General features: G+C 62.8%; 11 protein-coding genes and 1 tRNA gene. 10 read left to right on the top strand and 2 right to left on the bottom strand.

Features of this window, described 5'->3' with window-relative positions; genetic code table 11:
* The first annotated feature begins 76 nt into the window (after positions 1–76).
* The 9 genes from AC1DEK_RS08090 to AC1DEK_RS08050 all read left to right on the top strand — a co-directional run bounded on the left by AC1DEK_RS08090 (position 77) and on the right by AC1DEK_RS08050 (position 7,238).
* Positions 77–1,084 carry a serine/threonine protein kinase gene (locus AC1DEK_RS08090; RefSeq protein ID WP_028249365.1) on the top strand — a complete coding sequence of 336 codons (1,008 nt, stop codon included), beginning with the start codon at positions 77–79 and terminating at the stop codon, positions 1,082–1,084.
* On the top strand, positions 1,081–1,986 hold the full coding sequence (locus AC1DEK_RS08085) for a PP2C family protein-serine/threonine phosphatase (protein WP_478124719.1): 906 nt from the start codon (positions 1,081–1,083) through the stop codon (positions 1,984–1,986). The genes AC1DEK_RS08090 and AC1DEK_RS08085 overlap by 4 nt, the downstream gene beginning before the upstream one ends.
* Positions 1,987–2,022: 36 nt before the next feature.
* The gene (rph, locus tag AC1DEK_RS08080; RefSeq protein ID WP_478124718.1) at positions 2,023–2,751 is read left to right on the top strand and encodes a ribonuclease PH; all 729 of its coding nucleotides are present in this window, start codon (positions 2,023–2,025) and stop codon (positions 2,749–2,751) included.
* Between the two features lie 10 nt (positions 2,752–2,761).
* Entirely contained in the window at positions 2,762–3,361 is a 600-nt protein-coding gene (gene rdgB / locus AC1DEK_RS08075; protein ID WP_478124717.1) for an RdgB/HAM1 family non-canonical purine NTP pyrophosphatase, read from the top strand.
* Positions 3,358–4,611, top strand: coding sequence for a radical SAM family heme chaperone HemW (gene hemW, locus AC1DEK_RS08070; RefSeq protein WP_478124716.1), 1,254 nt, complete (start codon positions 3,358–3,360; stop codon positions 4,609–4,611). Before rdgB ends, hemW begins: the two co-directional genes overlap by 4 nt.
* A gap of 14 nt (positions 4,612–4,625) precedes the next feature.
* Positions 4,626–5,297, top strand: coding sequence for a TetR/AcrR family transcriptional regulator (locus AC1DEK_RS08065; RefSeq protein WP_478124715.1), 672 nt, complete (start codon positions 4,626–4,628; stop codon positions 5,295–5,297).
* Between the two features lie 37 nt (positions 5,298–5,334).
* Positions 5,335–5,422: transfer RNA gene (locus AC1DEK_RS08060), tRNA-Ser, on the top strand.
* A 1,299-nt stretch (positions 5,423–6,721) separates the two neighbouring features.
* Positions 6,722–6,943 (top strand): hypothetical protein, encoded by a 222-nt coding sequence (locus AC1DEK_RS08055; RefSeq protein ID WP_478124714.1) that lies wholly within the window; start codon positions 6,722–6,724, stop codon positions 6,941–6,943.
* A 19-nt stretch (positions 6,944–6,962) separates the two neighbouring features.
* A complete protein-coding gene (locus tag AC1DEK_RS08050) occupies positions 6,963–7,238 on the top strand; it encodes a hypothetical protein (protein WP_478124713.1) in 276 nt (91 codons plus the stop codon).
* A 9-nt stretch (positions 7,239–7,247) separates the two neighbouring features.
* Here the strand turns inward: AC1DEK_RS08050 and AC1DEK_RS08045 are convergent, their stop codons facing one another.
* Complete coding sequence (locus tag AC1DEK_RS08045; RefSeq protein ID WP_478124712.1) at positions 7,248–8,255, bottom strand: AraC family transcriptional regulator; 1,008 nt, start codon at positions 8,253–8,255, stop codon at positions 7,248–7,250.
* 366 nt (positions 8,256–8,621) lie between these two features.
* On the opposite strand from AC1DEK_RS08045, the gene AC1DEK_RS08040 reads away from it, so the two are divergent.
* Positions 8,622–9,623, top strand: coding sequence for a helix-hairpin-helix domain-containing protein (locus AC1DEK_RS08040; protein WP_478124711.1), 1,002 nt, complete (start codon positions 8,622–8,624; stop codon positions 9,621–9,623).
* 276 nt (positions 9,624–9,899) lie between these two features.
* Here the strand turns inward: AC1DEK_RS08040 and AC1DEK_RS08035 are convergent.
* Positions 9,900–13,029, bottom strand: a 3,130-nt coding sequence (locus AC1DEK_RS08035) for an autotransporter family protein (protein WP_478124710.1), incomplete at its 5' end; no start/stop codon positions are given.

Genomic DNA, 13,029 nt, shown 5'->3' with positions numbered 1-13,029 from the left:
AATCTGTTGTTTGCACCGTGACGTCGGCACGGCGTTCGCTTGCCGCACCATCGCCTTCGGGCGAAACTCCCGGATTATGTCAAAGGTCAAACCTTCGCCCTTGCTGCCAGACACGGTCATTGGCGGTTATCGCGTCGTGCGCCGGCTTTCGGCGGGTGGTTTTGGTGTTGTCTACCTCGCCGTCGACCATAGTGGCCAGCAGGTTGCCATCAAGGAATATCTTCCGTCGTCCCTAGCGACTCGAGGCACTGGCGAGCTGGCGCCGCAAGTCCCGCCCGAAAAGCTTTCACTTTACCGCCTTGGACTGAAGAGCTTCTTCGAAGAAGGTCGTTCGCTCGCGCAGATCTCGCATGCCTCGGTCGTGAGCGTTCTCAATTTCTTCCGCGAGAACGAGACGGTCTACATGGTCATGAATTATCTGGAGGGTGCGACCCTGCAGGACTTCATCGTCACCGCGCGCGACCTCAAAAAGCAAAAGGTCTTCCGCGAATCCACGATTCGTTCGTTGTTCGACGAAATCCTCCGTGGCTTGCGCATCGTTCATCAGCACAAGATGCTGCATCTGGACATCAAGCCGGCCAACATCTTCGTGACCGACGACGACCGGGCGGTGATGATCGATTTCGGCGCGGCGCGCGAAGTGCTGTCCAAGGAAGGCAATTTCATCCGGCCGATGTACACGCCCGGATTCGCGGCGCCTGAGATGTACCGCCGCGACTCATCCATGGGGCCCTGGACGGACATCTACGCCATCGGCGCGTGCATCTACGCGTGCATGCAGGGGTATCCGCCGAACGACGCGCCGCAGCGCATCGAAAAAGATCGCCTCGGCCTTTCGCTGTCCCGGCTGCGCGGCATCTACTCGGACAACCTTATCGAGGTGGTCGAGTGGTGCATGTCGCTCGATCCGCTTTCGCGTCCGCAGTCCGTTTTCGCCCTGCAGAAGGAGTTGAGCCGGGAGGGGGAGCGCCGCTATACCAAGCTCACGGTCGGTGAAAAAGTAAGACTTTCCATAGACAACATGCGTTCATTTGAAAAGAAGGGGTTGCCCAAAGCGGCAGCACCGACCACCCGCCCCGCATGAAATTTTCTGTCTTTCAGGTCAGCCGCAAGGGCGGTCGTCTCAAGAATGAAGACCGCATGGGCTACTGCTACACCCGTGAATCAGGATTGTTCGTTTTGGCAGACGGCATGGGCGGACATCCGGAAGGCGAAGTCGCGGCGCAATTGGCCCTGCAGACCATAGCGGCGCTGTATCAACGTGAAGCGCGGCCGATCGTGAAGGACGTGAAGGCATTCCTGACGTCGTCCGTGATGGCGGCTCACCAGCAGATCATGCGGTATGCCGGCAACAAGGGCATGCTCGACACACCTCGTACAACCGTCGTGGCGGCGGTGATCCAGGGCACGACCGCCACCTGGATTCACTGCGGCGATTCGCGTCTGTATGTTGTGCGCGACGGCGAACTCCTCATGCGCACCCGCGACCACTCGCACGCCGAACGTCCGCGTGCCAATGCCGGCCCCGAGCCGGTCAATCGCAATCTGCTCCTGACCTGCCTGGGTTCGCCGACGCCGCCCTTGTTCGACATTTCGGAGCCGCTTCAACTGTTGCGCGGTGACCGGATCATGCTGTGTTCCGATGGCGTCTGGGGCGTTTTGGACGACAGCCTGATCGTTCACACGCTGTCTTCGGGCAGACCGGTTTCCGACGCCGCCCCCGACCTCGCCGAAATGGCACTGCGCAACGGCGGCAGCCACAGCGACAACGTGACCCTGATCGCGCTCGAATGGGAAACCCCCGACGCGCCGGGTCAGAAACGGGGTGTTTCCACCGACAGCATCAGCGATGGCGTGTTCGCGTCGACCATCCAGGCGGGTATGCCGTCGGACAGCGAACTCGACGATCTCGACGAAGACGCGATCGAACGATCGATTGCTGAAATCAACGAGGCGATCCGCCGCTCCGCCGCGCGCAAGGGCTGAGTCTGTTCCCTCTTTTTTCTTTTCCGTTCATCAAAAATGACTGTTTTCGTACGAAGCGGCGGCCGTGCCGCTGATCAGTTGCGCCCCGTGCGCATCACCCGTGGCTTCACCATCCATGCCGAGGGATCGGTCCTGATCGAATTCGGCCAGACGCGCGTCCTCTGCACGGCCTCCGTTGAGGAAAAGGTGCCCCCGCACAAGCGCGGCAGCGGCGAAGGCTGGGTCACGGCCGAGTACGGCATGCTCCCGCGCGCGACGCACACGCGCAGCGACCGCGAAGCCGCTCGTGGCAAGCAGAGCGGGCGGACGCAGGAGATCCAGCGTCTCATCGGCCGCTCGATGCGCGCCGTCTTCGATCTGGCTGCGCTCGGCGAACGCACCATCCACCTCGACTGCGACGTGCTGCAGGCGGACGGCGGCACGCGGACGGCCGCGATCACCGGCGCCTTCGTTGCTGCCCAGGACGCCGTCAACAAGCTGCTGGCGGACGGCAAGATCCCCGCATCGCCGATTCGCGGGCAAGTCGCCGCCATCTCGGTGGGTATCGTGCAAAACACACCGCTGCTCGACCTCGAATACATCGAGGATTCGGCCTGCGACACGGACATGAACGTCGTGATGACCGGCGCCGGCCATTTCGTCGAAGTGCAGGGCACCGCCGAAGGCGCCGCCTTCTCGCGCGGCGAAATGAACGCGCTCCTGGCGCTGGCCGAAAAAGGCATCTCCGAACTGACCGCGCTGCAGACGAAGGCGCTCTCGAGCTGAAGCACCGACGATGAAGCTGGTTCTCGCGTCCAACAATGCCGGCAAGCTCGCCGAGTTGCAGGCTCTTCTTGCGCCACTCGACGTCACCTTGGTGCGACAGTCGGAACTTGGCGTCGGCGAGGCCGAGGAGCCATTCCGCACCTTTGTCGAAAACGCGCTTGCCAAGGCGCGCCATGCGTCGGCGCACACGGGGCTGCCTGCCATCGCCGACGACGCGGGCCTGTGCGTTCAGGCTTTCGGCGGCCTCCCTGGCGTCGACACTGCTTACTACGCGACGCAGTTCGGCTACGAAAAAGGCGATGCGAACAATGTGCGTGCGCTGCTGGAGCAATTGGCGTCCAAGACCGATCGCCGCGCCGCCCTGGTCAGCACCCTCGTGGCGCTGCGCAACGCCGACGACCCTGAACCGCTGATTGCGGTCGGGCGCGTCGCCGGCTTGATCGCCAGCGAACCCGTCGGCGACAACGGCTTCGGATTCGACCCGGTGATGTTCCTGCCTCAGTTCGGCAAGACCTTTGCGCAACTGTCGCCCGAAGTGAAGAACGCCAACAGCCATCGTGGACAAGCTGCGCGCGCCATGCTGGCCCTGATGCGCGAGCGCTGGTCGTGAGCGCCATCATTCCGATCTCCAGCGGCGACGAGAGTGCCGCGGGCGCGGCGGACGCCAACGACGCCCTGCACCTGATGCGGCCGGGGCCGCTGCAGTTGTCGGCTCTGCCGCCGTTGTCGCTGTACGTTCATCTTCCGTGGTGCTTGCGCAAGTGCCCTTACTGCGACTTCAATTCCCATGAGTGGCGGAATGCGTCCGGCGAATTGCCCGAGCAACGCTATCTGGACGCCCTGGTTGCCGATTTGGACGCGGCGCTGCCGCTGATCTGGGGCCGGACGGTTCACACGATCTTCATCGGGGGCGGCACGCCGAGCCTGTTTTCTCCGGCATCCATCGACCGGCTGATTGGGGACTTGCGCGCTCGACTCAAGCTGACACCCGATTGCGAGATCACGCTGGAGGCCAACCCGGGCACCTTCGAGCGCGACCGGTTCCGTGCCTACCGGGCAGCCGGTGTCACGCGCCTGTCGGTTGGCGTGCAGTCCTTCAACGACGAGCATCTGAAGGCGCTCGGCCGTGTGCACGATCGCGCACAGGCCATTGCGGCAGTGGAGGAGGCCGCCGCCAGTTTCGAGACCTTCAACCTCGACCTGATGTATGCGCTGCCGGGCCAGACGCCCGAGGACCTCGACGCGGACCTCGATCAGGCGCTTTCGCTGGCGCCGCCGCACCTGTCGGTCTATCACCTGACCATTGAGCCGAACACCTATTTCGCCAAGTTTCCTCCGGTGGTACCGGAAGACGACGCCGCCTACGCCATGCTCGACCGCATTTGCGAGCGCACGGCCGAGGTGGGGCTCGAACGCTACGAAATCTCGGCCTATGCACGCAACGGCCACCAGTGCGCGCACAATCTGAACTATTGGCAGTTCGGCGACTATCTGGGTATCGGCGCTGGTGCCCACAGCAAGCTGAGCTTTGCGCATCGTGTCGTGCGGCAAGTGCGGTTCCGGGAGCCGCGTCTGTACATGGACAACGCACTCGCCGCCCATGCCGTTGCGCAGAGTGAGGATGTTGGCATCGGTGCCCTTCCTTTTGAATTCATGCTCAATGCCTTGCGCTTGAAGGACGGCTTTACGCTCGCGCAGTTCGCGGAACGGACCGGCTTGGCTGTGACGGCCATCCAGCGCGGACTGGAAGAAGCCGAGCGCAAGGGATTGATCGAGCGCGACTTGGCGCGCGTGTGGCCGACAACGCGCGGCTTCGACTTCCTGAGCGATCTTCAGACGATCTTCCTGCCAGATTCCTGAGGAGAGATACCGCCATGGAAAACCTCGAATCTCCCGAAGTCAAGCGCCGATCCCGCGGACGGCCCAGCCCCGAACAGGCCGTCGCGCTGCGCGAATCCTTCCTTGCCGCCGCGTTGGAATCCTTCCTCGAAAAGGGCTATGCGGCCACCAGCATCGAGGCCATTGCTCGCGAGGCGGGCGTCGCCAAGATCACGATCTACCGCCAGTTCGACAACAAGGAAGCCTTGTTCAGGGAAGTGGTTCACCGCGCCGTGAGCAGTGCCCGCGAAAACATGCAGGCCACCTTGGTGCGCCGGGGCGCCGACGAGAGGCAAGTCCTGCTCGACCTGATCGAGCGCATGTACCTGAGCGCGACCGAGCCGAAGACCCTGGCGCTGTTGCGCCTGGTGATTGCCGAGGCCGTGCGCTTTCCGGAACTGGCGAAGTCGCTCTATGCGGAGAACAGCTACGTGCTCGCGCCTGTCGTCGAATACCTTGCCGAAGCACATCGGGCCGGAACGCTGCATGTGCCGTCACCTGAATTGGCCGCGGTGCAGTTGTCGACCTTGGCGTTTGGCGGCGTGCGCTTCTTCATCTCGAAGCCTCTGGCCGGGCCTGAGGAGCGCCGCGCCTGGGCTGAAGGGATTGTTGATTTGGTCATGCGAGGTTGGGCGCCGACGGCCGAAACGCGGGAAGACAACCGCTAAAATCGCCGGCTGTCTTCTTTGCACAGAAGGCATCCCAGGAGAGTTGGGTGAGTGGTTTAAACCAGCAGTCTTGAAAACTGCCGACGTGAAAGCGTCCGTGAGTTCGAATCTCACACTCTCCGCCACAGGTTGATGTCTCTCATCGGCGCTCGGACAGTTCAAGGCCTTGTCCATCTCACCCATCCGTCGGCAGTGCGACTATCAGCGTAACCGATGAGACGCCGATTGCCTCGCGAAAGTTGGCGCTGCACGCTGCCAAACCCATTTCTGCGACAGGACGCTCCTGGTCTTACTTCCAGGAGAGTCGAAGGCCCACGCTGCCTTGAATGGAGGAACGCACTCGCGCATCTCCGGAGACGCTGAACACGCGCCCCAGTTCCCCGTAAAAACTGGTCTTGTCGTTCAGTGTCAGTGTCAGCGGCGTCGTCTTCCGCCGACGTGCCCTTCGCCTGATCCAGCAATGCTTGCAGGGCGGCTTCGTCCTCGGCCAGTGTCTCCTCGAACAGCCGGCGCTGCTCAGTGCTCATCGCCTCGGACTTCGCACCTAACTTCCAGGCCTTGTGACGTGCCAGTTCGAACGTGAGCTTCTCGAGCTTGCGTCCTTCAGGCGGAAGTCCTGCGCCTGGCGCTGGATGTGCCGCAGCATCTGTTGGGCGAGCGCCGTGACCGCCTCGGTCGCGCAGGTCCTGCATGGACACCCATCATGCAACCCTCGCCTGCTTCGCGTCATTGGGAGTTGCGCTGTCAACGCGCGCTCGCCGCTGCGAGCCTATAGCCGTGCGATCACACTCATCTCTGGCAGGCGCTTCCAAGGCAGTCCCACCACCAGCGCATCGAACTGCGCCTGCGTCAGCGACAGCGGTGTCGCAGCGCACGAACGTGACCAAGCTCCATTTCGAAGTGCGCCGCGGCGGCGTGGCTGTTGATTCGATGCCGTACCTGAAGCCGCCGCCCGCCCCGTGATGCGTGATAGGAGGGGCGTAACTTGAATGCAGCACCGCTGGCCGGATTGGGTAAACCGAAAACTGACCATCTGGGGGGTCAGTTTGTCGTGTCGCCTGACACCACCGCCCTGGGACGCTATTTTTTGGACAAGGGTGGCGAACTAATCGGATAGCAGCGGCAGGCGATTGACGGTCCAATGACCGCGAGCAACAAGAACCGGATCGCGACAAACGTCTCGACCGACGCTATTCGATCCCTCGTCAACCCTCGTCATGAATCGCAGATTTCGGCAACCTGCCTTTTGGAAGAGAGCAGCATGAACACCATCCTTCGTTCAATAGGTGGCACGCGCATCGTCGCATCCCATGCGCTCGGGTTTCCGTGGCGACAGGAGCTATCCGAACGCCTGCGCGCCCACCGCAAATCCAACCTTGCTTCGCTCGGACGCATGAGTCCACATGAGAGGAAAGGAGCACATCATGAACTCGTCTCAGGTGACTCTGCGCCCGAGCACTCTCTACGAACTGCGCATTCGCTCGCTCTTCAACGAGGGGCGCGGATATGCGTTCCCGTGCGATGCCGACGGGCAGGTGACCATGGACTCGCTCAGCGACAGGGCTCGCAACAACTACCTCTATGCGCGTATCGGTGTCGGACGCGAGTTCTCGGTGCCCGCCGTCCAGCTTGCTGGTGTGGCGTGACCCCACAAAGGCCGCTGTCATGCGCAACCCAGTGCAGACTGCAAAACACCTGTGGCTGAAGTTCCCCGAGGACTTGGCCTGGGACATCTTCACGCTGGACTGCATGCTCGTGGTGCTGTTCGCGATGCTTGTCGCGGGACTGGCGAGCTGCAGCGCCAAATTCTCTGAATTCATTGCCGACCACGAGCAATGGCTTTGGGTAACCGGCGTTACGCTGGCCATCTTCGCGCTCATCAGCCTGTTGCGTGTCTTGTGGCCCAGCGAACGGATCAGGCCTCGCGCGTGGTGGGGATAGCCGGGCAGTTCACGAGGACCGAGCATTCCGTTGGATGGTTTCGGACGGCGTTTCCGAGAAGGCGAGCTTGTAGTCAATGGCAAAGCGACCGAGATGATTGAAGCCCACACCCAGCGCAATGGACGACACGTTTTGGTCTGATCGGTCCTGCTGCAACTGAGCACGTGCTTGGCGCAGCCTGTAATCCTTGAGGTAGGCAGCCGGCGTGAAGCCCGTGTGCTTGCGAAAGCTCTCAAAGAGCTTGAGCCGCGAAACGCCCGAAGCCGCCTCGATGTCTTCGAGGTGGATCGCCTCACGGTAGTTTGCTTCGATGAAACTTCTGGCACGCGCGATAAATGCGGGGATCTTGGCGCCGAGCGCTTGTTGGATCTGCCCCGAATAGTTGCTCGGCTGTGAGATCAGAAGGCCTTTGATCAGGGTCTCCTCGATCGATCGTCGGAAATAGCCGCACCCGTAGAGTTCCCGCGCGCGATCGATCTCGGTGAGGTAGTGCTTGACCATGCGCCACCAAGCAGCTGTCGCCCCCTCCACGGCATCCATGCTTTCGGAAAACACCAGCAGGCCATCGACGGGCCTGCCGAGGACATCGCTCAAAGTCTGCTCTAAGGCTGAGCGCGGGATGCCGACCACAATGTTGCGGCAATTTCCCGCAAGGCTGAACTCGGATGGCTGCTCGGGCGACACGGCAATGCCACGATTCGAGTCGGAGCGCACACGGCCCTGTAAAGATCGCAATTCCTGCTCGCCTGAAAGCGGCAGACTGAAGCTGTAGCTAGCGGATTGCTGCTTCCGGTCCGTATCGATCCGCAGCTCGACGCCGCTCATATCGGAGTAACCGACGGTCGTGGACATACCACTCAAGACGTGGCCGCTGTACATCATCCGAAAACGACTGGGCGCCGAGACATGCATTGAGTGCGGCCCGTAGAGGTCCTCGTGTAATTCACATGCGGCATTCCAGTCCAGGCCCCTGGCCAAGATCGAACCGTCCGGCCGCAATGCTTCCTTGAACAACATGACCAGCCGTGCCCCCTCGAGCAAATAGTCAGAGCGAGAACCATCGCCTAACAAATGCGAGTATCGGCGAGAGCCTCGTCAGCACTATAGGGTTTCTCAGCATTGAAACGAGAGGTCGTCGTTTATTTGCGATAAGGTGCCCTTCCCCCAAAAAGGTAGGACATGCGCACGCGGATCCACGGTAGTGCGCGCAGGCAGCGGACGCGGGCTGTTGAGATGGCAGAGGGAATATCGACCTCGATGCACCGCGACCTGGCGCCCGCATGCGGTCGCACCGTCACTCTGTCCCGGATGCCCACTTTTCGGATAGAGGTGGCGAACTATTCGGATAGCAGCGGCAGGCGATTAACGGCCCAATTCCAGGCTATGTCCGCTCGAACCATCCAATCCATTGACGACCTGGCGCAACTTCCTGACGAAGAATTGCTGGCATGTCTCGGCGCCCTTCGGCTTGCCATCGTTGAAGCGAAGCGGCAACACGCGATCGCACTTCGAGAGCGTGTCGTTCCTGCGGGCTTGCCGTTCGCGTATCCCTCCTTCAATTGGCGACCCAAAGGTTCCCAACTGCTGAACACGCCCATCCGGCTCGAACCGGATACGCCGATCGACGAGATTCCCGTGCGTGCGAGCGCCCGCGAAGCGCTGAGGGAGCTCAGCATCTTCTGCATCGAGGATCTGTCGGAGATCAGCGAGCAGGAGCTTCTGAGAGAAGAGGGGATCGGTGCAAAGACGGTCGGTCGATTGCGCGCAATACTTGCGCGCGTGGGACTCGACTTTCTACCGAATCCGAACATTGAAGAACGCGCGCATGAACAAAGCAAAGCGGTGCTTGCGCTGCCGTCCGAGGCGCGCACGCTCGCGCTGCGTGGCCTTGCGGATTCCGCCCCTGTGTCCGCGCTGGGCCTGCGACCTTGCACGTTGACTAGGGCGTTGGCCAATGATCAGGAGACGGTCGGTCAATTGCGACGGCTCACCCTGCCTCTGTTGTGCGAGCGTTTCGGAAAACGCGAGGCACGCGAGGTCTACGACTTGTTGATGGCGACCGATCGTCCATTCGCCAGTTCGGCGCCTCCGTTCGAGCTCTGGCGCTACGGTCTGGTCTCGACGAAGGAACTTCACATTCCCACGGCGCCCGAGACGCCGATCGTCGAATTGCGGCCCTGGCTGGGTGCGTCGGTGGACTCGATGAGCGCTTGCGGCATTCATACACTGGACGCGCTGCGTGGAGTCGCATCTCGAGGAGATGTTGCCTCGTTCCGCGGGATAGGGCGCGCCACCGCTGATCGTGTTCTCGGCCTTCTCGGCGCCCATATCACGCCTCAACCCCATCGTCTCGGCATGTCGACGGCGAACGTATCGGTGGCTTGATCGATCGGAATATCTCGATCAATAGCACCGCCTACGCAAAACTCCCCATCGACCACGACAGTCAGTTTCGGCGAGGAGCCGACCTCATCCTGGAGTCGGAAACCTTCGACTGGCTCGGACAGCTGGAACGCCAAGGCCCCATCGTATGGACCGATGCCCCTTGTCGCGGCGCTTCTGAAGATGGATGTCGAGTTCGCCACCATGCTGATCGACGGCGCTTACGTCCATCCCTAACATGACAATGCCCTGGGCTCCAATCGGCGATCGCCAGCGGCCTTATTTCCAGGAGAGTCGAAGCCCCACGCTGCCTTGAATGGAGGAACGCACTCGCGCATCTCCGGAGACACTGAACACGCGCCCCAGTTCCCCGTAAAGACTGGTCTTGTCGTTCAGTGCCAACGTCATGCCGGCAGCCAGCTCGGCAGACGTATAGCCGGTCCGGCTCGAAATGTCGGTCACCGCGCCGGGCGAGATGAAGCGTGCGATATCCGTGCCCGATCCGCCGTAGTACAAGTTGGCGCGGCCGTAGGGCTGAAGCCGTCCTGCGGATGTCGCCACGTCGCCCTTGATGCGAACGCCGAGCCGGCCGATCCATCCAGCATCGGTGTCCTGCCGCACGGTTGCGTCGCTAAGCTGCACATCGTCGAAGCTGCTCCTCTGATAAACCAACTGCGCTTGCGGTTCGATGCTCCAGCTGTCGGAAAGCTTGAAGGGCTTGCCAGCTTCAACCGAGGCCGTCAGGCTGCTGGCCTTGCCCGAGACGCTCGGGTTGAAGTCGGGACGCAGGGTGTACCGGTGGCTTCCGCCCTGCAGCACCGTATCGGCATAGAGCCCGTCCTCGCGCGTCCACGTCGCATAGCCGCCGAGGTAGCGAGACTGCAGGTCGTTGCGGCCAACGTGGCCAAACGTTGCGCGTGCATTGCCGCTGGTGTCGGAGCCGCCTTCGAGATAGCCCACATACACGCCCGCGCGCCAGGCGCTGTCCGACCACAGGTCGGTGCCGGCCTGCAGGCCGCCAAGATACCCGCTGCTTTGAGGGTTGACGGTGCCTTCCTGCTGGATGTCGAGATCGGTATAGATGGCGCGCCCCCATGCGCGCCGATCGCGCGGCGTTGCCGACGAAGCATCCGACGCAGTCTGCGGCTGTGTAATGTTCTCGTCGCCGATCCGCCTGTGCAGATTGCCGAGCATGGCCAGATCGCCCTGGCGGAACTGTGCGGGGAGACCGGCAACCATGGGCACCTCGGCTCGGTAGGTGGGTACCTCGACCGGCGGAGGAATGATGACCGGATTAGGCCCCGGGGGTGGCGTCGGGACGATCGTGGAAGTCGACCGCAGATACCAGTTCTCGCCAGAGCCGCCGGCATCCGCGGCGTAAAGGCGGTACTCGTAGGCCCCCGCATCGATGTGAGGCGCTTGCAGCGTGGTGTTGCCTTTGGCGACTCCGGCGATAGTCGCGCCGCCGGCCAGCACAAAGGCATCCTTGGTGGTCTGCGCCGTGGTAGTGGCGCCATTGCGCGCGCTGACGACCTCGATGCCGCTGCCGCTGGTGAGCGCACCCAGGCCGGCCACATTGGTGATCTCCAGATGGGTGGTGCCGCTGGCGCTCGCGCCGGGGCCGTCGAGCACGAACCGATCGCTGAGACTTGCGCTGTCACCCAGCCGGGTGCCCAGGCGCAGCGTGCCGCCCCGGCCGACATAGGCGCCGGCGACCGCGAGCGTGCTGCCTGGCGTGGTGCTCAGCAAACTCACAGTACCCGCGTTGTCCAGCGCCGCAACAGTCTGGTTGAAGCCGCCGGTATCGAGTGTCGCGCCGCTCGACACGGTATGAGCCGATGCAGCGCTGAAGGCATTGGCAACACCGGCCTTGAGCGTGCCCACGTTGACGTTGGTCGCACCGCTGTAGGTGTTCGCGCCAGCCAATGAGGCGACGCCAGCGCCAAGCTTGGTCAACGAACCGCTGCCGCTGATGGGTCCGGGCAGTTGGACGCTGTCCGAACGGTTGATGACAAGCGCCGCATTGTTGGTGATGTTGCCAACGATGCCGCCGGCGGTGCCACCATCGCCGATCTGCAATGTGCCGGCATTGATCGTGGTGCCGCCGGTGTAGGTGCTGTCGCCGGCGAGCACCAGTGCGGCGGCACCCTCCTTGGTCACGCTGCCTGCACCGCTGATCACGCCTCCGAACGTCGTGTTGCTGTCGCTTTGCACGGTCAGCGCAGCGCTCCCGAGCGTGACGCTGCCAGCACCACCGAGGTTGTGCGCGAGCTGGTTGAACCCATTCAGCGCCAGCGTAGCGCCGGCCGCGACGTTCACGGCGCTGCTGGTTGCAAAGGCATCCGCTATGCCGGTTCGCAGAGTGCCCCCGTTGATCGTCGTCGCCCCTGTGTAGGTATTGGCCGCCGACAGCACCAGCGTGCCCGCGCCGTTCTTGGTGAGGCTCGTGCCATCCCACCCGGAACTGGAAGGCGTCTGGTTGCCCAATGGCACATCGACGTCGAAGGTTTCCGTCGCGCTCACGAGCGTGAACACGCCATGGCTTTGCGTCGCACCCGCCATCCAAGCCAGGCCGAAGCCTACGTTGTAGTCCAGCGAATCGACCGACTTGCTGCCGGCCAATGTGAGAAAGTCGAGATCGCCGCCGGCCCCGCCCAGTTCAACCGTCGAGAAGTCATTGGTGATGCCGCCCGACGTGTGGATCACGTTGAAATGCGTGCTCGTCAGGGCGCTCGCGGTGTTCGGCACAGCGGCGCCGAAGCCGGTGATGTCGAGCGTGCCGCCGAGGTTGGCCGTGGCCGCCGAGACGATGGGTTGGGTGCTGCCGAGATCGACGGCGAGCGTGCTTCCGGAAGCCTGCGTGAATGCGCCTGCGACAGTCAATGTCGATTCTGCGGCGATGTGCGTGGTGGCGCCGGATGCGGTCGTAAAGGCGTTCGCGTTGAAGGCGCCCGCCTGAGCGAGGTCGAGCGTGCCGGCGTTGACATCGACGCTGGACACCGAGGAGCCCGTACCCGTGAGCGTTGTCGTTCCGGCACCCGCTTGCACCACGGCTCCGCCGCTGATGGTGCCCGCGTAGGTCATCGCATTCGAGCGGTTGAACGCCAACGTGCCGTTGTTGGTGACGTTGCCGACGATGCTTCCGGTGGTGCCGCCGGCACCCAGTTGCAGCGTGCCCGCCGAGATGGTCGTGCCGCCCGCATAGGTGTTGTCCGCGGTGAGCGTGGTCGTACCGGTGCCGGCCTGCCTGAGCGAGCCGGTGCCGGTGATCGTGCCCGCAAAGGTCAGCGCATCGCTGCGGTTAAATGCCAGCGTGCCGTTGTCCACCACATCGCCAACGATTGAACCGCTGGTGCCGCCATTGCCCAGCTGCAGTGCGCCCGCCGAGATCGTCGTGCCGCCGGTGTAG

This window comes from Variovorax sp. 10N420 (assembly GCF_056394705.1).
This window is presented reverse-complemented; position numbering and strand designations above follow the sequence as displayed.

Excerpts from the sequence above, each read along its gene's own strand:
- AC1DEK_RS08090 (WP_028249365.1), top strand. The coding sequence starts at position 77 with ATGTCAAAGGTCAAACCTTCGCCCTTGCTGCCAGACACGGTCATTGGC.
- AC1DEK_RS08085 (WP_478124719.1), top strand. The coding sequence starts at position 1,081 with ATGAAATTTTCTGTCTTTCAGGTCAGCCGCAAGGGCGGTCGTCTCAAG.
- rph (WP_478124718.1), top strand. The coding sequence starts at position 2,023 with ATGACTGTTTTCGTACGAAGCGGCGGCCGTGCCGCTGATCAGTTGCGC.
- rdgB (WP_478124717.1), top strand. The coding sequence starts at position 2,762 with ATGAAGCTGGTTCTCGCGTCCAACAATGCCGGCAAGCTCGCCGAGTTG.
- AC1DEK_RS08065 (WP_478124715.1), top strand. The coding sequence starts at position 4,626 with ATGGAAAACCTCGAATCTCCCGAAGTCAAGCGCCGATCCCGCGGACGG.
- AC1DEK_RS08055 (WP_478124714.1), top strand. The coding sequence starts at position 6,722 with ATGAACTCGTCTCAGGTGACTCTGCGCCCGAGCACTCTCTACGAACTG.
- AC1DEK_RS08050 (WP_478124713.1), top strand. The coding sequence starts at position 6,963 with ATGCGCAACCCAGTGCAGACTGCAAAACACCTGTGGCTGAAGTTCCCC.
- AC1DEK_RS08045 (WP_478124712.1), bottom strand. The coding sequence starts at position 8,255 with ATGTTGTTCAAGGAAGCATTGCGGCCGGACGGTTCGATCTTGGCCAGG.
- AC1DEK_RS08040 (WP_478124711.1), top strand. The coding sequence starts at position 8,622 with ATGTCCGCTCGAACCATCCAATCCATTGACGACCTGGCGCAACTTCCT.